The sequence below is a fragment of the Quadrisphaera sp. GCM10027208 genome (assembly GCF_042658805.1).
In the GTDB taxonomy this organism is placed as follows: domain Bacteria; phylum Actinomycetota; class Actinomycetes; order Actinomycetales; family SCSIO-59966; genus SCSIO-59966.
In genome coordinates, this window is record NZ_JBHSRC010000003.1 from 121,000 (window position 1) to 139,582 (window position 18,583).

Consider the following 18,583-nt stretch of genomic DNA (forward strand, 5'->3'; position numbering starts at 1 on the left):
GTCGGCCGGCGGTGTTCCGCAGGTTCGTCAGCCGGCCACAGTGCGGGCAGCGGCCGCGGCGGGGCGACCAGTGTTCGGCCGCGGACCAGTCGAGGACGATCACAGGTCCAGCCCCCCGGTGTGCAGCTGCCGGGCTCCGCAGCCGGGGAGCGGGTCGCCGTCGAGGGGCCGGCCACAGTCCGGGCATCCCAGGTCGGTATCAGGGGGCGGGGGAGGTTCGGTTCTGAACTTCCCCTTTAGAACCTCCCCTTCTATAAGGGAGGTTGGGGAGGTTCTAACTGCCCCCGGAGGGAGGTTGGGGGAACTTGGGGGAGGTTTGGGCGAGTGGTCAACTGGCGCCACTCGATACGCCTTCCCGCCACCCCGTCCCCGCCGTGACTCTTCGATCAGCTCGCCCGACGCGACGAGCGCCCGCCGAGCCTTCGCCACGACTCCCTTGTTCGCCTCGACGCCCAGCTCGATCTCGTTGCCTGACGCGCCCGGGTGTGCCGCCACGAACTGCACCACCTCGCTCATCGCCGTCTCGACGGCCCGGCTCTCCTTGCTCTTCTTGCGCGAGCCCGTCCCGGTCAGGGACAGCCACCGGCGCACCGGGTCGAAGTGCAGTCGGTCCTCGTCGACGTCGACGTCACGGCCCTCGGCGCGCAGGTAGCGCTGGGTCTCGTCCTCGGCGTCCCGGGTCAGAGTGATGATCGAGTCGGCCCAGTCCTCCAGCGCGGAGGACCCGCGGGTGCGCTCCCCGTTCCAGCCGGCGTGTGCGGTGAGCACGAGGTCGGTGGCGCCGACGTCGCCGCGGGCGAACCGGTCGAGGTCTCCGAGCCAGGCGCCCACCTCGCCGGGGTCGTTCTGGCTCTTGCCGGTGTAGGCGCGTCCGAACGGGTCGACGATCAGCGCCTCGACGGCCAGGGAGCGCAGGTATGCGGCCAGCCGTTCCCGGTCCTCGTCGTGGGCGAACGGGTTGCGTCGGCCTCGCAGGTTCACCAGCACCAGCCGGTCGACCGGCACGCCGACGTCGGCGGCCCACCGGGCGAGCTGGGCGGCGGACACCTCGAAGTTGAGCAGGCCGACCCTGGCGCCGGCGCCGAGCGGGCGGACGGTGAACCTGTCGAGGAAGGCCTCCCCGGTCAGGAAGCACCGAGCCAGGTTCAGCTCGAGCGTCGTCTTTCCGGTCTTCCGTTGGGCGACGATGAGCGAGCCGGCGTCCGAGGGGATCAGCCCCTCGACCCGGTGCGCTGGCTCGACGGGGCGGGCCAGCACCTCGGCGAGCAGGCCAGCGTCGAACGGTGGGACCTCGAGCGCGGCGGCCCGTTCGGCGTCGAACCTCTCCCGGGCCTCAGCGCGGATCCGCAGCTTGCGCAGCTCCTCGGCGACCCACTGCTCGTGCAGGGACGTCGGGCCGTCGTCGGCCTCATGGGCGGCCTGGGTGGCCTCCTGGGGGCCTTTCGCGGCGCCGGTGGCCTCTACAGCCCACTCGGCCCCGGCGCGGCGCTGGGCGCGCTCGTCGGTGGCCTTGAGCCAGCACGTCAGCACGTCGTCGTCGCGGCGCTCGGCGAGCCGGGCCGTCAGATCCTCCCGTAGACGCACGACACCGCGGGTCTGCGCCAGGGTCAGTCCGGCGTCGTGGCAGGCGCCGACCACGCGCATCGTGTCGGCCGACCGGTCCCCGCTCAGCAGCGACAGGGCCTCCCGGACCCGCCGGGGCAGGGCGTCGGGGTCGACCCGCTCGACGGCCCCGGACGGACCTTGCGGGGCGTCGGCCGTGGGCAGCGTCACCCCGAGCGCGGCGGCCAGGTCCCCGGCCCGCCACGACACGCCGGACGGTTCTACGAGCCACGTCACCGGCGCCGGGTCGCCCCGGCCGAACGTCGGCGGCTTGTAGTTCATCGTCCCCGGCGGGCGCAGCACGTCGTTGTCGCTGATCTTCGCGTCGACGGCGCCCAGGTGCTCCCCGAGCGCTCGGCACAGGGCGGTGTGAACGTGCGCCGGCACCGGCTCGATCAGGGACACGTACACGTGCCCGTGACCGTGCGAGCCGGACGCGACGGCGAACCCGCCGAGCTCGGCCACCTTGTCGACCGGCACGGCCGCGTCGACGTCGGCGTGCACCAGCCGGCGGGCCACCGCGGCGCCCTTCGCCCGGCGGCGCCCGTGGGTGACGTACGGGCACAGGTACACGTCGGCGCCGGCCGCGGACTCCCGCAGGGCGGCCCGCGCCAGCTGGTCGGCCTCACCGGGCCAGGCGTAGGCGGTCTCCGTCCACTCGCGGTGGGCGTACTTGCCCGCTGCGGTGACGTGCGGCCCGGTCCCGACAGCGAGGTGTGCGTGCCCGGCGGTGTCACCGAACACGGCCGACAGGTACTTGCGGAGGTCGGCGGTCATCGTCCGGCCTCCCGGGTCCAGCACGCCGGGCACAGCCCGCCGACGACGCGCAGCCAGGGCTCCGGTGCGAAGACCAGCATCAGCAACTCAGTGCCGACCGGGACGTAGGTGCCGCACCTGTCACAGCTGCGGTCCTGCTCGCTGCCCGGTGCGCCGGTGCGGCCGAGGGGGATCACGACCGCGACGTCCCCGCCGGCCGCGGCACGCTCACGGACGGCCCGCTCGACACGCTCGGCGAGCCGTTGACGCATCCAGGCGGACGGTTCCCACGGGACGGCCCCGAAGGCCGTAGACTCGGTGTCGAGCTTCGGTCCGCCACCAGCTCCTGCCGCCCGGTTCCCCGCCGGGCGGCGTTCGTTTGCGCTCATCGCCCGGCCACCCCGCTCGCGAGGACACGCTCGGCGGTCGTGCGGGTCGTGCGGCCGGCGTCCACAACAGCCGCGGCACGGTCCCCGGTCGGGTCGAAGCCCCGGTAGTAGAGCGCGGTCAGCACGTGGGCCTGGCGGGGGCTCAGCTCCGCGACCTGGCGGGCCAGGTAGGCAGGGAAGGCGACCCCCGTGGGCTCGACGAGGTTCACGTAGTCACGGCACAGGCGGGACACCTTCGACCGGGACACGTGCACCCCGGCCGCCGCGGCGAGCGCGGTGTGGGTCCAGCGGACCAACTGCTCGACGCGGGTCACGCGGCATCACCCGGGCGTGCCTCAGTCCCGGTCTCGGCGCTCGTGGTTCCGCCGGATGCGAAGGCAGCCGGCCGCCCCGGCGGTGCTCCGGCGCGCAGTAGTAGGGCGAGCTTGTCGCGCTGTTCGTCGGTCAGCGGCGGCGCGGCGGCCAGGGTGCGCTCGATGAACGTCTCGATCTTGGCGGCGGCGTGGTCGCGGCTCGCCTCAGCGATGGCCTGGGGGTCGCCCGTCCTGTAGGCGACACCGACCCTCGAACGGGTCTTTGCGATCTTCGGGTGCATGGTGAACGTGCCCCGCTTTCGGGACTCGCTCGACTCTCACCCGGTCGAGTAGTTGGCCGCGGGCCGCTGCCACGGACCTCTCGGCCCCTGGTGCGTGCCGCTAAGCACTACAACGTGAGGGAGACGTTACCAGACCAGTCGCCGGGCCGGGTCCGGCAACGGTCGGCGTGTCGCGCGAACCTGCGAGCAGTCAGCCGCCACGTCCGCGAGGTCGACGTACCCGTGGCCGTGGCGGCAGCCCACCTCGAAGCGAGTCGCCGGCCACGTCTCGGGGTCCACGTCGAGCGTCTCGTGCACCCCGGCCACCCGGCCCGGGGTGAAGGCGGCGAACCGGCCCGCCCGGTACTCGTCCAAGGTCCCGGCCAGCCCGTCCGGCAGCTGCCCGGCCGCCGTGATCCGCTCCAGCCACGCGGGGACCGGGATGCGGAAGTCCTCACCGTCGAGCACCCAGCCTGCGGGTGTGAGGTACACGGTCAGCAGCCGGCACCGGCAGGCCTCGGCCCGCCACGTCACCATCGGCAGGGCCGACTTGTAGGCGGGCGGCACGACCCCTCCGTGCCGCGCCAGGCGCCGCGCCAGGCGCCCTCTGGCGGGGGGTCTTGGCTGGCGCTCGCTCATCGCCGCTGCTCCTTCCACACGACCTCGATGCGGTCGAGGTCGAGCCGGTTCTGCCGCCGTGTCGCCGGCCGGATCAGCACCGCGTCGAGCAGCGCCTCGACGGCGGCCCGGCGCCGGTCGGTGTCCCACCCGGCCCACGTCTCCCGGTCGATCCGCGACAGGTCCGGCCCGGTCGGCGCGTCGTGCACCGCGCGGTCGGCCTCCAGCGCGTCCCGCTCGGCCTCCAGCCGTTCGACGGCGGGGAACACGACCGCGCCGGACAGGGTGCCCGCGACGAACGCGGCCATCAGCTCGCTGATCTGTGCGTTCACGGCGTCGAGCCGGGCCGCGCCGGCGAACGGGGCGGGCTCGGCGGTCGGCAGGTCGCCCTGCCGGTCCAGGTAGCGCAGCACGAGCGCCTCGACGGCGCCGTCGACCCCTACCCCGCTCACCGTGTTGGTGTGCGGGTGGGCGGACCCCGCCGACGGCTTGCACACGTAGTAGTGCCGTCCCTCGGCGTAGCGGTTGCCGTACATCGGCGCGTTGCAGACCCCGCACCGCACGACCCCGGTCAGCAAGTAGTGCCGAGCGCCGCGCCGGGGTCGCCGTGAGCGAGTGTCCGGTGTCGTCAGCGCGGCCACGACCCGCCGGTGCGTGTCCAGGTCCAGGATCGGCTCCCACTGACCGCGCACGGGCTCGCCGTCCGCCCCGGTGAGCAGCTGCCCGCGGTGGACCCGCAGACCGGCGAGCCGTGGTCCCTTGAGCATCTGCCGCAGCGTCCGGTGTGACCACGGCAGCCCGCGCGGGGAGACCACGCCTGCCTCGGCCCAGAGGCGAGCGACCGCCCGCACCGGCACACCGGCGATCACGTCGGCGGCCGCCTGCCGTATCAGGTCGGCCTCGACGGGGCGGACGGTCACCTTGTCGGCCTCGTACCCGAACGGCCGGGTGCCGCCCACGGCCTTGCCGTTCATCGCGTTCTCGAGGTGCTTGCGAGCGACCCGCTCGGCGGTGCGCTCGGCCTCGGCCGCGTCCCACGCCGCGAGCGTGCGGGCGACGGCCCGGCCGTCAGCGGTGTCCAGGCTCACCTGCCCGGAGACGACGGTCAGGATGCGGACGTGCCGGCGCTCGGCGAGCGTGATCAGCTGGTCGAACTCCAGCGGCCGCCGGGTAAGCCTGGACGTCGAGTAGGCGACGATGGCGCCGAACTCCCCGGTCTCGGCGCGGGTCACCATCTCGGTGAACGCAGGCCTGGTCTTGCGCGAGCGGGTGCTGGCGCCGCGGTCGTTGTCGACGAACACGACGACACCGGGCAGCCCCAGCCGCTCGGCCAGGTCGCGGCAGTCGGCCTCCTGGCGGGCGACGCCGAGCGCCTTCCCCTCGGTGTCTTGCGAGATGCGACAGTAGATCGCGGTGCCTGCCATGGCTCGACCGTACTACTTGGCTAGGTCACCTGCTGGTCGAGCAGCATGCCGACGAGCAGCGCGAACGGGTCCCGGGTGAGCAGCTCGTCGGCCCGCTCGTCCAGGGCGAGCCGGAGCCGGTGCGGGCGACCGTCCACAGGTCAGTGCTCGGCCTTGACCGCCAGCACGGCGCACGGGGCGTCGAGCAGGATCCGCTGCGCGTTGGAGCCCAGGATGAGCTTGCCGACCGGCGTCCGACGTCGCAGCCCGATGACGATCATCTGCGCGCCGGTCTCCTCGGCGACCGCGATGAGGTCCTCGGCGGGCTCAAGACCGCGGACCAGCTGCCGGACCTCGTGCTCCACGCCGACCTCGTCCAGCTGCTGGCGAACGGCTGCCAGCTCGTCCTCGTAACGCCGCGCCTCCTCGGCGTCGAGGTCGCGACCGCCGCGGTTGCTGTTGATGACGATCATCTTCGTGTTGCGCAGGCGTGCCTCGGCGGCCGCCGTCTTCAGGGCCGCGCGGCCCTCCTTGGTCGGGACGTAACCGACAACGATCGCCATCGATGAGCCTCCTTGCTCGTGCGGGCCTCCGCTGGAGGGCACGCTACCGGAACATGCCGCCTCCGCTGCGGGTCGTCGCGACTCTGCGTAGCGTGACCGTGTGGGCGTCGGCGACGGGAACGGCTGGGTGCGGTGCCGCTGCGGTCACCGGCACTGGGGGCGGCACGGAGCCGCTGGCCTGCTGCTGGCTCGGCGCGACGGCGAGACCGTCGAGGTGCTGCTGCAGCTGCGCGCCGACTGGACGCACCACGGCGGCACGTGGGGACTGCCCGGGGGCGCCACGGACAGCCACGAGGACGTCACCGAGAGCGCCCTGCGAGAGGCCTGGGAGGAGGCCGGCGTCCACCCCGACGCGGTGGAGGTGCTCGGGACGTGGGTGAGCACCGATCACGGGGACTGGCGGTACACCGTCGTCATCGGGGCTCCGCGCGGCCCGGTCGAGCCGCACGCGGCCAACGCCGAGACCGCCGAGGTGCGCTGGGTGGATCCGGCCGAGGCGCAGGCGCTTCCGCTGCACCCGGGGCTGGCCGCCACGTGGCCTGACCTCACCGCGGTCCTGCGCCGCCTGGGGAGCTGACCAGCGGTCACGTCAGCCGGCGCGCGCCACCACCGGCACCGGAGTAGTCAGGGCGCGGCGCAGCAGGCCGCCCACGGCCCCGGTCTCGACGAGGAAGCCGTCGTGGCCGTGGGCCGAGCTGACGACCTCCAGGACGCCGCGACCCGGCGGCAGGTGCTCGACGATCTCCTCGGCGTGCCGGACCGGGTACAGACGGTCGCTGTCCACGGCGACGACCACGGTGCGGGCCCGCACCCGGGCCAGCGCGGCGGCGATCCCGCCGCGTCCACGGCCGACGTCGTGGGAGCTCATCGCCTGGGTCAGCACGACGTAGGAGCCGGCGTCGAAACGGTGCACGAGCTTGTCGGCGTGGTGGTCGAGGTAGGACTCGACGGCGTAGCGGCCACCACCGCCCAGCGGCTGCTCCCCCGCCTGCGCGGCACGACCGAACCGGGTGTCGAGCTCGCTGGCGGACCGGTACGTGGTGTGCGCGATACGGCGGGCGATGCCGAGCCCGGTGTGCGGCCCGTGCCCCGGCGGTGCCTCGTAGTAGTCGCCGCCGGCGAAGCCGGGGTCGGCCCGGATCGCCGTGAGCTGAGCGTGGGCCCAGGCGATCTGGTCCGCGCTGGCCGCCGCACCCGCGCACAGCACGGCGGCGCGCTCCACCCGGTCCGGCTCGCCGACCGCCCACTCCAGCGCCCGCATCCCCCCCATCGACCCGCCGACGACGAGCGCCCAGGACCGGATGCCGAGCGCGTCGGCGAGCCGGACCTCCGCCGCAACCTGGTCCCGGATGGTGAGGAACGGGAACCGGCTTCCCCACGGCCGGCCGTCCGGCCCCCGGGACGCCGGGCCGGTGCTGCCCTGGCACCCGCCGAGCACGTTGGGGGCGACGACGAACCAACGGTTGGTGTCGATGGGGCGCCCGGGCCCGACGACCCCCTCCCACCAGCCGGCTGACGGGTGGCCCTCGCCCGGTGGTCCGGTGACGTGGCTGTCACCGGTGAGGGCGTGCAGGACGAGCACGGCGTTGTCGCCGGCGGGTGAGAGCCTGCCCCACGTCTCGTAGGCGATCCGGACGCCCGGCAGGACCCCGCCCGTCTCGAGGTGGAGGTCACCGACGTCGGCGAACCGCCGGTCGCCCAGCGGGTGCCCCTCCCGCCAGGCGCCGGTGACGGGCGCCGCGCCGTGGACCGGCGCGCCGGTCACGACACCGCCTTGGCCGCGGTCAGCCCGACCTCCAGGTCGGCGAGGATGTCGTCGATGTGCTCGATCCCGACCGCGAGGCGTACCAGCCCGGGTGTCACACCGGCCGCCCGCTGCTCGGCCTCGGTGAGCTGGCTGTGCGTCGTGGACGCCGGGTGGATGACGAGGCTGCGCACGTCGCCGATGTTGGCCACGTGGCTGTGCAGGGTGAGTCCCTCGACGAACCGGCGCCCGGCCTCGATCCCACCGCGCAGCTCGAACGCGAGGACCGCGCCGGAGCCACGCGGCGCGTACCGCTGGGCCCGCTCGTACCAGGGGCTCGACGGCAGGCCGGCGTAGGCCACCGAGGCCACCTCGTCCCGGCCCTCCAGCCAGGACGCGACCCGGACGGCGTTGGCCACGTGCCGCTCCATCCGCAGGCTGAGCGTCTCGAGCCCCTGGGCGATGAGGAAGGCGTTGAACGGGGAGATCGCGGGCCCGAGGTCGCGCAGCAGCTGGACCCGCGCCTTCAGCACGTAGGCGAGGTTGGCACCCAGGGGGCTGCCGACCCCGAGGTCCCGGGCGTAGACGAGGCCGTGGTAGCTGGGGTCGGGGGTGTTGAACCCCGGGAACCGGTCAGGCCGGCTCGCGTAGTCGAAGGTGCCGCCGTCGACGATGACCCCACCGAGTGCGGTGCCGTGCCCGCCCAGGTACTTGGTCGCGGAGTGGACGACGACGTCGGCCCCCCACTCCAGTGGCCGGAGCAGGTACGGGGTGGCGACCGTGTTGTCGACGACGAGCGGCACCCCGGCCTCGTGGGCGACGCCTGCGACGGCCTCGATGTCCAGCACGTCCTGGCGCGGGTTGGCGATGGACTCGCCGAAGAACGCCTTCGTCGTCGGCCGGACGGCCCGCCGCCACGCGTCGAGGTCGTCGGGGTCGTCGACGAAGTCGACGGTCACCCCCAGCTTGGGGAACGTGTGCCGCAGGAGGTTGGCGGTGCCGCCGTACAGGCTCGGGCTGGCCACGATGTGGTCCCCGGCCTCGGCGAGGTTGAGCAGTGCGAGCGTCTCGGCGGACTGGCCGCTGGCCACGAGGAGTGCGCCCACGCCCCCCTCCAGGTCGGCGATCCGCTGCTCGACGACGTCGGTCGTCGGGTTCGTCAGCCGGGTGTAGATGTTCCCGGTCTCCGTGAGGGCGAAGAGGTCGGCGGCGTGCTGGGTGTCGCGAAAGACGTACGAGGTGGTCTGGTAGATCGGCAGGGCCCGGGCGCCGGTAGTGGCGTCGGGGGTCTGGCCGGCGTGGATCTGGCGGGTCTCGAAGGACCATCCGGTGGTGGTCATGGGTGGGTCTCCTGTGCGTCGGGGGTCACGGCAGCGACCGGGGACGGCGCGCGCGGCCTCAGGGCCGCACCGCACCGCAGCGGGTGTCGCGACAGAGAAGAGGGTCAGCGGGCCCCGCGACGCGGTGGCACCGGTGGGACCGGGCCGACGCGGACGTCGCGAGGGAGCGCTCGAGCGAGCGGGTCGAGCGCTCAGCGACGCATTCGGTGGTGGTTCACGGCGACGGCCTCCCGGTCTCGTGGGGCCCGGCGCGGGCCCGCGCTTGCCGGTCGTCCGCGGCGGACGGCCGGCCAGGTCATCACCCGGGGCACCCCACCGCGGTGGAGGGTTGCCGGCCAGCGAGCCGGGGCTTGGCGCTGGCGCTCATGACCTCGTGCACAGGACTGTAGAGGCGTCGTCCCAGCCGGTGACACCTTGTCTCAGCATGCGGGAGCCTGTGGCAGCCCCTCGGCCGGCTGGGCCCACGGCGGGGGGAGCCCGCGGTCCACGGCCACCCGGATCAGCTCACCGAGGGTGTCGCCGGGGTGCTCGGCCTCGAGCAGCTTGAGCACCTCGTCGGCCAGGACGCCCCGACCGGTCCACCAGGCCAGCCAGGCGAGCACGCCCAGGGGGGCCCGCCGGTGCCGGGGTGGGGCGAGGCGGACGAGCCGGCGCAGGTGCGCCTCGACCCGGGCGACCCGGTCGCGATCGGGATGCACCGGTGGCCCCGCAGCGGTCCCGGCGCCGCCGAACACGGCGTCCAGGGCGACGCCGAGGTCGTGGTCGGGCAGCAGGGCGCCCTCGTCGCCGACCGAGAAGGCGCTGCCGGTGGCCAGGCCCCGGGCCGCCTTCCGCGTCCCGGGCACGGCGGTGAGGATGACGGCGTCGCGGACCGCGGCGCTCTCCATCGCCTGCAGGACCTCGGCCACCTCCAGGGACGACGCACGCTCCGGCTCCCGGTCGAGCATCCGCAGCCACGTGTCGAAGGCGGCGCCCCGCCGGGACGCGTCGGGCGCCGGGTGGCCGGCGGCGGGGGCTACCGGCGCCAGCCGGCCGGCGACGTCCCGGGCATCCGCGTCGGCGGACGGCGTGAGGTCGGCGACGACGTCGCAGCGCCGGTCGAGGAGCACCCGGCCGTCGAGGACGAGCTCGGCGGCGAGGGCGCCTTCCGCCAGCTCCTCGACCGGCCACCCGGCTTCGGGGCAGCAGTCGTCGTCGCAGGTGAGACAGCGGTACCGGGTGGCGCCGACGGCCCAGGCGTCGAGCAGCGGGCGGCCGTCGACGGCGAGGCGCTCGCGGACGGCCGGCAGGAGACCTGCAGGGAGCTCGTCGTCCGTGAAGACGACGACGGCCACCGCGTCAGCCTGGCCGGTGCGGGCGACGAGCGCGACGGCGTCCGACTGCGCCTCGATGGCACCGGGGACGTCGTCCGGGACGAGGTCGAACCGCCCGACCGCACCGACCCGGCGCCCTCCAGGCCCCAGACAGAGCACCACCATGCTCTGCCGTGGCCGGTAGCCGACGGCGTACTGGGCGTAGACGATCAGGTCCCGGGGCTCGCTGGCCCGCCACACGGTGCGCTCCATGGCTCCACCGTGGCCGTCCGCCGCACCGGCCGGGGCGCGTCGGGCGGCGGCTGTGGACGCTACGACCGGTGATCGGGCCTGTGGGGGACAAGCCGGCAGGGCAGGTCAGGACGGGCGACTCAGCGCACGACCTCGCCGACGACGACGTCGGGCTGGTCGGCCGCCGTCCGGCCGGCAGGGCCGGCACGGGCGGCCTCCCAGTCGAGGAAGGCGTCGACCTCGCTGAGCAGGGCACCAGCGAGCCAGGTGACGACGAGGGCGTCGTCGGCGACACCGAGGAGCAGGAACACCGCCCCGGGGACGAGGTCCACCGGGGAGACGACGTACACCGCGGCGAGCGCCATCACGGCGAGCCGCCGCCGGTCCAGGCCTGGGTAGCGGCCGGTGAGAGCAGCCCGCAGCATCCGGGGGACGGCGCGCAGCTGCTCGCCGAGGCCGTGGCCGCTCGTCGCTCCGGCACGGGTCAGCGCACTCCACAGGGCCTTGAGCGCCGTGGCACGTCGCAGGGTCCGCACAGCCACCTCCGGTCCTCGGGCGCCGGCCGCCCGTCGTCCGTCGTCCGTCGTCCGTCGCGATGGCCAACGCCCGTCGCGACCGCGGTGTTCCGGTCGCCACGGGAGCCCGCCCCGCCAGGGACGCTGCCTCGCCGGCTCAGAAGTCGGTCCGGCACGGACCGCCGGACACGGCCGCCAGTCCGCGCAGGTCACCGTCGGCGAAGTCGGTGACCAGCGGGGTGGTCGACGGGAACATCAGCTGGGAGCGGTCGTCGACGTGGTCGAGGCCGACCAGGTGGCCCAGCTCGTGCAGCAGCACCGCACGGCTCCGGGCGAGCCCGGCGGCTCCGGCGGCGGCCTCGCCGAGCTGCGGGGAGTCGATCACCAGCTGGCCGGTGACGTACCGCCGGGTGCCCGGCTCCGCGCCGTCCACGGCCTGGGGCCCCGCGTAGGCGGCGACGTCCCCCGCCAGCCGCGGGTGCGCGGAGGGGTCGGACCAGACGACGAGCACGGGCGCCCAGCGGTCGCCGTACCGTTCCGGCTGCACCGGTCGGCGGTCGTCGGCGGGGACCTCGTCGGTGACCCCTTCGCGCACGAACGAGAACCCGGTGACCCGCTGCACCTCGGCCAGCGCGGAGGTCAGCAGGTAGTCCGCTCCAGGTGGGGCGGCGCGGTCGTCGACGACGTAGCGGATGGGGCGGCACGGGTCCCAGCGCACCGGCTGACCGGCGTCGGTGGCCAGGACGTGGAAGCCGCCCTCCCCCGCCGGGGCGGGCGCCGGCGTGCCGAGCGGCACCGGGGAGAGCCCGGCCGGCAGGGGCGGGTGGCCGGACGGCGCGGCCGAGCCACCCGGCAGCAGCTCTGGTCGCAGCACGGTGACGGTGACGACGGCGAGGACGGCCGCGGCCAGCGCCCCCAGGAGGGGCCAGAACGACGGCCTCACCGGACGCACCCGCCGGCGGCACCCGCCGCGAGAGGCTCTGCCACACCGGCGTATCGGCACGCCGGCGGCGCCGGTTGACCGCTGTCGCCCACCCGGCGCAGCCGGCGGCTCGCTACACCTCGGCGAGCTCGCGCTTGGCGGCGGTGGCGATCCGGCGCAGCAGGTAGCCGTCCAGGCCCGCTCCCACGGCTCCGCCGACGAACGGGACGGCCCGGCCGAGACGGGCGACCCCCCGGGACACCAGCCGGCTCACCAGCCGGAACGCGATGCCCTTGTTCACCATCATGAGCGCCGGAGCGGGCAGGCGCTGCAGGGCGAGCCGCGCCACCCGGCCGCCCGGCGCGACGACCCCCGCCTTGGCGAGGATGTCGTCGGCGTCGCCGCCGACCAGCGTGACGAGCAGCGCCGTGCGGACCTGCGGCGCCTGCAGGTCGTGCCCGCGCAGGTGAGCGATCGCAGCCACCATCCGGGCAGCGACGAGGTAGAAGCCGACGACGTTCGCGGGCAGCGCGACCGGCAGGGTGACGAACCCGCCGAGCCCGGTGACGAACCCACCTGCGGCGGCCAGCCGGGTGTGGTCGGCCACGACGGCGTCGACCGCATCCTCGACCGACCGCGACGCCGCCCGGGCCGCGTCGGCCACGTCACGGGCCGGGTCGAACGGGCCGACCCCGCCGATGCCGAGGTCGATCAACCGGTCCACCACGGAGGCGGCCGCCTTGTCCAGCGTGGACGGGGAGCTCTGCTGCTGGTCTCGCGCCATGAGGGAATCCTGCCGGTGACGGGCCGGTACTGCTCGTCGAGGTCGCCGCCGCGACCGAGGAGCGACCGAGGAGCGACCGAGGAGCGCTGGCAGCTCTGCCCGTCACGGGCCCACGGGCTGGGGCGCGGGCTCGATGGCGAAGTTGTCGCGGAAGACGTTGTCGGGGTCGTAGCGGCGCTTGAGGGCGCGCAGCCGCTCCAGCGTGCCCGGCGGGTACGCGTCGCGGAGACGCTCGGGACGGGTGTCGGTCTCGAAGCTGACGTACAGGCCGGTGAAGTGCCGGCGCATGGCGTCCCAGACGGGGTCCAGTCGGGCCCGGCTGGCTCCCATGACGACGACGTGGAAGTTCGCCGACCGGTGGGCGAAGGCGGTGGCACCAGGTGCGACGTCGGCCGTCGCACCGCCCATGGAACGGATCTGGAACCAGTAGGTCTCGCCACCGGCGATGAGGCGGGCGGCGTCGTCGGCGAACTCGGGCGTGAGGTGCTCGAGCAGCCCGCTGCGGCTGACGGGTTCACCCTCGCCGGCGTTCGCCCCCACGGGCGGCGTGACGATGCCGGCGTAGGGCGTCAGCTGGACCTGCTGGCCCAGCAGTGGCGCGATGCCGGCGAAGGGCTGAAGCCGGTCGAGGACGGTGTCGGGGTCCTCGGAGTCGATGACCGTCATGGTCTGGGCGATCACCCGCCCGCTCCTCGGGCGCCCGATGATGAGGAAGCTTGTCAGGTCGCGCGGGGAGGTCTCGACGGCGGCGCCCCACCTGCGCAGGAAGTCAGCGGTGTCGCTGGCGTCGTAGACGAGCTGGGCGAAGCCGACGTCGCCGACCTCGTCGACCTGGAACTCGAACGCGGTGACGACGCCGAAGGAGAACCCGGCCCCCCGCACGGCCCAGAACAGGTCGGGGTTCTCGCTCTCGCTGGCGCGGGTCACGGTGCCGTCGGCGAGGACGATCTCGACGCCGCGGACGTGGTCGATGGTCAGCCCGTGCTGGCGGCTCAGGAACCCGATGCCACCGGCGGTGGCCAGGCCTCCGACGCCGACGCCGCCGTAGTCGCCGGAGGTCAGCGCCCACCCGTGGGGCTGCAGGGCCTGGGCGACGTGCCCCCACCGCGCACCTGCTTCGATCCGCACGAGGCGGTTGGCCTCGTCGAGCACCTCGACCCGGTTCATCGGTGACAGGTCGATGACGATGCCGCCGTCATTGGTGGAGCGGCCCGAGATGCCGTGACCCCCGCTGCGGACGGACAGCGGCACGGGCTGCGTGCGGGCGAAGGCCAGCGCCTGGGCGACCTCGGTAGCGTCACTGACGCGAAGCACCAGGCCTGGTGACCCGCCGCGCATGTAGCCCGACCGCACGGAGGGGTAGACGGCATCACCTGGTTCGACCGCGCCGTCGCGCAGGACGCTCGGGACGTGGTCGTAGTCGATGCCCTCCCGCCGCTGCGCCCGCACCCAGATGCTGGGCACCGTGCCGACCGAGGTGCCGCGCACGGCGCGCTCCGCGGCGACCGCCTCGCGCAGCGCAGGCGCGACCTCGCCGGCGAAGCGGCGCATCGCCTCCGGGTCGTCGGAGGCGAGGACGATGGTGCCGACACCGTCCTCGATCACGTACGGCACCAGCTGTTCGACCCACTGCTTCGGTGGGCCGACGAGCAGCCCCCCTGCGGTCGCGGTGAAGCGTCCCGAGACGTTGACGACGCGGCGGATCTCCCGCGGGTCGCGACCGGCTGCGGTTGCGGCGGCGTCGATGCGGGCGTTGCCGGCCGCCAGGCCGCCCAGACCGGTGGTGGCCCCAGGGGCGATCCAGCCGTCGGCCTGCTCGCCGACGAGCCGCAGCATGCGCGGTCTGCCGCCGCCGACCCAGACCGGGATGTTGTGTGCCGGCGCAGGACCACGCTCAGCGCCCCGTACCTGGTAGTGCTCCCCCGTGTGGTCGAGCGGCGAGCGGGTGCCGGCGGCCCACAGACCGCGGATCACCTCGATCGCCTCCGCCAGCGCGTCGACCGACTCTCCGGCGCTGAGACGGGGCACGCCCATGGCCGCCATCGCGTCCCAGAAGAAGCCGGCCCCCAGGCCGAGGGTCACCCGGCCGCGGGACATCAGGTCCAGGCTGGCCGCCGCCCGGGCGGTGACAGCCGGCGGACGCATCGGCACGTTCAGCACGCTGGCGGACAGGTGGACCCGGGTCGTTCTGGCGGCCACCCAGCTCAGCAGCGTCCAGGTGTCGTGGAACCGGGGCTGGTACGGGTGGTCCTGGAAGGTGACCAGGTCGTAACCCAGGTCCTCGCTGAGCACGGCGAGGTCGACCGGGGTGTGCGGAGCGTCGTTCGTCGGCGTGATGAAGGTGCCGAGCTGCAGTGGGTGGCCGTAGTCCACGAACGTTCTCCTTCCCGTCCTCACACCTTCCCGTCCTTCACGAGGACGGCGCCGGGCAGTCTGCTGAGACTGTCAGCTTCCGTCGCGGAACAGGCTCGAGCCCGGAGCGGGGCCCGACGCCGCGCGCTGCGTCGTGACCAGGTCGCGCAGGGCGGGAGCCACCTCCTGGGCGAAGACCGTCAGGGTGGATGGGTCGTCGCCCATGAGGATGTAGCCGCTGAAGCCGTACTGCAGGGTCAGGGCGGCGAGCTGGCGGACCCACTGCTCCGGCGGGCCCACGAGCAGCCGGTCACTCGCGTGCGCGGTGAACTGCCCGCCGATGTTGAGGAGGCGGCGCACGGCCCGCGGGGCTCGTCCCGCCTTCGTGGCCGCGGCGTCGATGACCGCGTTGGCGTCGGCGAGGTCCTGCAGGCTCTTGGTGTAGCTGAGCGACGGCAGCCAGCCGTCGGCCTGACGGCCGATGAGCCGCAGCATCCGGGGCTTGTAGGCGCCGACCCAGATCCCGATCTCGTGTGCCGGGGCGGGGCCCCGTTTGGCACCGTTGACCTGGTAGTAGGTGCCGTCGACGACGAACCGGTCACGGCTCTCGGTGTCCCAGGTGCCGCGGATGATCTCGATGGCCTCGCTCAGCGCCTCGACGCTCTGACCGGGGGTGAGCCTGCGGCCGCCCATGGCCTCGATGGCGTCCCAGAAGCCACCGGCTCCCAGGCCGAGCACGAACCGGCCACCGCTGAGCAGGTCCAGGCTCGCCGCCGCACGGGCGAGCACTGCCGGGGGCCGCAGCGGCAGGTTGGTGACGTTCGCTGCGACGTGGATCCGTTCGGTCTCGGCCGCGACCCAGCTCAGCAGCGTCCAGGTGTCCAGGAACGCCGGCTGGTACGGGTGGTCCTGAAAGGTGGCCAGGTCCAGTCCGACCTGCTCACTGAGCTGTGCCAGGGCGACGACCTGGTCCGGCGCAGAGGCGATCGGGGTGATGAACGAGCCGAACAGCAGGTCGTGTCCGTAGTCGGGCATCCGTTCCTCCTTTCGTGGCTCTGGCTCAGCGGCCGGACCTGTGCCCCGGCCACGGCGCCTCCGCCGGGCGCAGCGTCGACCAGCCGGTGTCCCGCGCGGCGCAGGCGGCGAGCACCCCGGTCACCGCGGTCGGGTTGTGCAGGTCCCCGGCGAGGACGGCGTCGCGGGCGTCGTCCAGCGGCACCCAGGCGGCGACCAGGCCGGCCTCCTCGTGCACCCGCACGTGCCTCTCGGTGCCGGGTACCTCGGTGAGGTCGCGGGCCAGGTACACCCGGACCGTCTCGTCCATCCCGCCCGGGGAGCTGAACCAGTCGACGAGAACGTGCCAGCGGGCGGCCCGCAGGTCGGCCTCCTCCGCCAGCTCGCGACGGGCGGCCTCCAGCGGTGGCTCGCCGTCGACGTCGAGGAGGCCGGCGGGCAGCTCCCACAGCTCACGGCGGACCGGGTGCCGGTACTGGCGCACGAGCAGCACCCGCCCGCCCTCGTCGAGGGCCAGGACGCCGACGGCACCGGGGTGCCGCACGTACTCGCGCCGGACGGTCCCGGCCGGGCCCAGGTCGACGGTGTCCCGGACGACGTCCCACACCATCCCGGTGAGGAGCGTCTCGCTGGTGAGCACCGGACGCCCGGCAGGCCGGTCCCGGAGTGCCGCCGGGTCGTCGGGGTGCTGGGGGCCAGGTGGATCCCCGGGCCCGGACGGCGCCACCTGGCTCACGGGACGACCGGCTCGCCGACGTCCACCTCGAGCAGGCGACCCTCGCGCTGCCGGTCGACGGCGGCGTCGATCAGGCCGCGGAACAACGGGTGGGCTCGGTCGGGGCGGGAGCGGAACTCGGGGTGGGCCTGGGTGGAGACGTAGTACGGGTGGACGTCGCGGGGCAGCTCGACGAACTCCACCAGCTCGCGGCCGGGACTGGTGCCGGAGAAGACCAGCCCCGCCTCCTCCAACCGGGCGCGGTAGGCGTTGTTCACCTCGTAGCGGTGCCGGTGACGCTCCTCCACCCGGGTGGCGCCGTACGCCTCGGCGACGACGGAGCCCTCGACCAGCACGGCGGGGTACAGCCCGAGCCGCATCGTGCCACCGAGGTCGCCGTCGCCCTGGACGATCGCCTTCTGCTCGTCCATGGTCGCGATGACCGGGTGCTCGCAGTCGGGGTCGAACTCCGAGGACGACGCCCCGGTCAGCCCCGCGACGTTGCGGGCGTACTCGATGACCATGCACTGCAGGCCCAGGCAGAGCCCGAGGGTGGGGACCTTGTTCTCCCGGGCCCAGCGCAGGGCGCCGACCTTGCCCTCGATGCCGCGGATGCCGAAACCGCCCGGCACGCAGACGGCGTCGACGCCCTCGAGCAGCCGCCGGGCACCCTCGGGGGTGTCGCACCCGTCCGAGGCGACCCAGCGGATGTCGACCTTCGCGTCGACGGCGAACCCGCCCGCGCGCAGCGCCTCGGTCACCGACAGGTAGGCGTCCGGCAGGTCGACGTACTTGCCGACGAGGGCGACCTCGACCCGGTGGGCGGGCCGGTGCACCCGGCGCAGCAGGTCGTCCCACCCGGTCCAGTCGACGTCCCGGAAGGGCAGGTTGAGCCGGCGGACGACGTAGGCGTCCAGGCCCTCGGAGTGCAGCACCTTGGGGATGTCGTAGATGGACGGCGCGTCGACGGCGGCCACGACGGCCTCCTCCTCCACGTCGCACATCAGGGCGATCTTGGCCTTGGTGGCGTCCGGGACGTCACGGTCGCAGCGCAGCACGATGGCGTCCGGCTGGATGCCGATGCTGCGCAGCGAGGCCACCGAGTGCTGGGTCGGCTTGGTCTTCAGCTCCCCGCTCGGGCCGATGAACGGCACCAGCGACACGTGCAGGAAGAACACGTTGTCCCGGCCGACCTCCTGGCGCACCTGCCGGGCGGCCTCGAGGAACGGCAGCGACTCGATGTCGCCGACGGTGCCACCGATCTCGGTGATGATGACGTCCGGGGCCACGCCGTCCCGGCCCGGGACCGCCTGGGCACGCATCCGCGCCTTGATCTCGTTGGTGATGTGCGGGATGACCTGGACGGTGTCCCCCAGGTACTCCCCGCGCCGCTCGCGGGCGATGACGGTCAGGTAGACCTGGCCGGTGGTGACGTTCGCGGCCGCGTCGAGGTCGACGTCGAGGAACCGCTCGTAGTGGCCGATGTCGAGGTCGGTCTCCGCCCCGTCGTTGGTGACGAACACCTCGCCGTGCTGGAACGGGTTCATCGTGCCGGGGTCGACGTTGAGGTACGGGTCGAGCTTCTGCATCGAGACCCGCAGCCCCCTGGCGTGCAGCAGGTGACCGAGACTGGAGGCGGTGAGGCCCTTGCCGAGGGAGCTCGCCACCCCGCCGGTGACGAAGATGTGCTGGGTGACCCCGGAGCCGCCCGACGGTGCACCCGACCTCATGGACCCCCGCGGGGCCGT

17 protein-coding genes, 2 pseudogenes and 1 riboswitch are annotated in these 18,583 nt (G+C 74.1%); of the genes and pseudogenes, 1 reads left to right on the forward strand and 18 read right to left on the reverse strand.

Annotation, left to right across the window (positions count from 1 at the left end):
- Window positions 1–99: 99 nt before the first annotated feature.
- The 8 genes and pseudogenes from ACFP6A_RS06010 to ACFP6A_RS06045 all read right to left on the reverse strand — a co-directional run bounded on the left by ACFP6A_RS06010 (window position 100) and on the right by ACFP6A_RS06045 (window position 5,905).
- Complete coding sequence (locus tag ACFP6A_RS06010) at window positions 100–2,379, reverse strand: AAA family ATPase (RefSeq protein ID WP_379602371.1); 2,280 nt, start codon at window positions 2,377–2,379, stop codon at window positions 100–102.
- Entirely contained in the window at window positions 2,376–2,630 is a 255-nt protein-coding gene (locus tag ACFP6A_RS06015; RefSeq protein ID WP_379602373.1) for a hypothetical protein, read from the reverse strand. Before ACFP6A_RS06015 ends, ACFP6A_RS06010 begins: the two co-directional genes overlap by 4 nt.
- A gap of 113 nt (window positions 2,631–2,743) precedes the next feature.
- The gene (locus ACFP6A_RS06020) at window positions 2,744–3,061 is read right to left on the reverse strand and encodes a hypothetical protein (protein WP_379602375.1); all 318 of its coding nucleotides are present in this window, start codon (window positions 3,059–3,061) and stop codon (window positions 2,744–2,746) included.
- Window positions 3,058–3,342 (reverse strand): hypothetical protein, encoded by a 285-nt coding sequence (locus tag ACFP6A_RS06025; RefSeq protein WP_379602376.1) that lies wholly within the window; start codon window positions 3,340–3,342, stop codon window positions 3,058–3,060. Before ACFP6A_RS06025 ends, ACFP6A_RS06020 begins: the two co-directional genes overlap by 4 nt.
- Window positions 3,343–3,468: 126 nt before the next feature.
- A complete protein-coding gene (locus tag ACFP6A_RS06030; RefSeq protein ID WP_379602377.1) occupies window positions 3,469–3,888 on the reverse strand; it encodes a hypothetical protein in 420 nt (139 codons plus the stop codon).
- 68 nt (window positions 3,889–3,956) lie between these two features.
- Window positions 3,957–5,363: a recombinase family protein gene (locus ACFP6A_RS06035; protein ID WP_379602379.1), complete on the reverse strand. Its 1,407-nt coding sequence runs from the start codon at window positions 5,361–5,363 to the stop codon at window positions 3,957–3,959.
- A gap of 26 nt (window positions 5,364–5,389) precedes the next feature.
- A pseudogene (locus ACFP6A_RS06040) lies at window positions 5,390–5,500 on the reverse strand (Fe-S cluster assembly protein HesB); the annotation flags it as partial.
- Between the two features lie 3 nt (window positions 5,501–5,503).
- Complete coding sequence (locus ACFP6A_RS06045; protein ID WP_379602380.1) at window positions 5,504–5,905, reverse strand: universal stress protein; 402 nt, start codon at window positions 5,903–5,905, stop codon at window positions 5,504–5,506.
- Window positions 5,906–6,005: 100 nt separating this feature from the next.
- Between ACFP6A_RS06045 and ACFP6A_RS06050 the strand changes: the two genes are divergently transcribed.
- On the forward strand, window positions 6,006–6,482 hold the full coding sequence (locus ACFP6A_RS06050) for an NUDIX domain-containing protein (protein WP_379602381.1): 477 nt from the start codon (window positions 6,006–6,008) through the stop codon (window positions 6,480–6,482).
- A gap of 12 nt (window positions 6,483–6,494) precedes the next feature.
- On the opposite strand, the gene ACFP6A_RS06055 is transcribed toward ACFP6A_RS06050, so the two are convergent.
- From ACFP6A_RS06055 to ACFP6A_RS06100, 10 genes and pseudogenes are all read right to left on the reverse strand, one after another.
- On the reverse strand, window positions 6,495–7,670 hold the full coding sequence (locus tag ACFP6A_RS06055) for a homoserine O-acetyltransferase (protein ID WP_379602383.1): 1,176 nt from the start codon (window positions 7,668–7,670) through the stop codon (window positions 6,495–6,497).
- Window positions 7,667–8,989, reverse strand: coding sequence for a bifunctional o-acetylhomoserine/o-acetylserine sulfhydrylase (locus tag ACFP6A_RS06060; RefSeq protein WP_379602384.1), 1,323 nt, complete (start codon window positions 8,987–8,989; stop codon window positions 7,667–7,669). The genes ACFP6A_RS06055 and ACFP6A_RS06060 overlap by 4 nt, the downstream gene beginning before the upstream one ends.
- 253 nt (window positions 8,990–9,242) lie before the next feature.
- A riboswitch (SAM riboswitch) is annotated at window positions 9,243–9,360 on the reverse strand.
- Window positions 9,361–9,408: 48 nt separating this feature from the next.
- Window positions 9,409–10,554 (reverse strand): DUF4192 domain-containing protein, encoded by a 1,146-nt coding sequence (locus ACFP6A_RS06065; RefSeq protein WP_379602386.1) that lies wholly within the window; start codon window positions 10,552–10,554, stop codon window positions 9,409–9,411.
- A gap of 119 nt (window positions 10,555–10,673) precedes the next feature.
- Entirely contained in the window at window positions 10,674–11,075 is a 402-nt protein-coding gene (locus tag ACFP6A_RS06070) for a YkvA family protein (RefSeq protein WP_379602387.1), read from the reverse strand.
- Between the two features lie 130 nt (window positions 11,076–11,205).
- Window positions 11,206–11,991 (reverse strand): matrixin family metalloprotease, encoded by a 786-nt coding sequence (locus ACFP6A_RS06075; RefSeq protein ID WP_379602389.1) that lies wholly within the window; start codon window positions 11,989–11,991, stop codon window positions 11,206–11,208.
- A 112-nt stretch (window positions 11,992–12,103) separates the two neighbouring features.
- Entirely contained in the window at window positions 12,104–12,754 is a 651-nt protein-coding gene (locus ACFP6A_RS06080; protein ID WP_379602391.1) for a hypothetical protein, read from the reverse strand.
- Window positions 12,755–12,856: 102 nt separating this feature from the next.
- Window positions 12,857–15,127, reverse strand: a complete 2,271-nt coding sequence (locus tag ACFP6A_RS06085) for an LLM class flavin-dependent oxidoreductase (protein ID WP_379602392.1) — start codon at window positions 15,125–15,127, stop codon at window positions 12,857–12,859.
- A gap of 99 nt (window positions 15,128–15,226) precedes the next feature.
- Window positions 15,227–16,141: pseudogene (locus tag ACFP6A_RS06090) on the reverse strand (LLM class flavin-dependent oxidoreductase); the annotation flags it as partial.
- A gap of 25 nt (window positions 16,142–16,166) precedes the next feature.
- Complete coding sequence (locus tag ACFP6A_RS06095; protein ID WP_379602882.1) at window positions 16,167–16,847, reverse strand: NUDIX domain-containing protein; 681 nt, start codon at window positions 16,845–16,847, stop codon at window positions 16,167–16,169.
- A 5-nt stretch (window positions 16,848–16,852) separates the two neighbouring features.
- The gene (locus ACFP6A_RS06100) at window positions 16,853–18,565 is read right to left on the reverse strand and encodes a CTP synthase (RefSeq protein ID WP_379602883.1); all 1,713 of its coding nucleotides are present in this window, start codon (window positions 18,563–18,565) and stop codon (window positions 16,853–16,855) included.
- Between the last annotated feature and the right edge of the window lie 18 nt (window positions 18,566–18,583).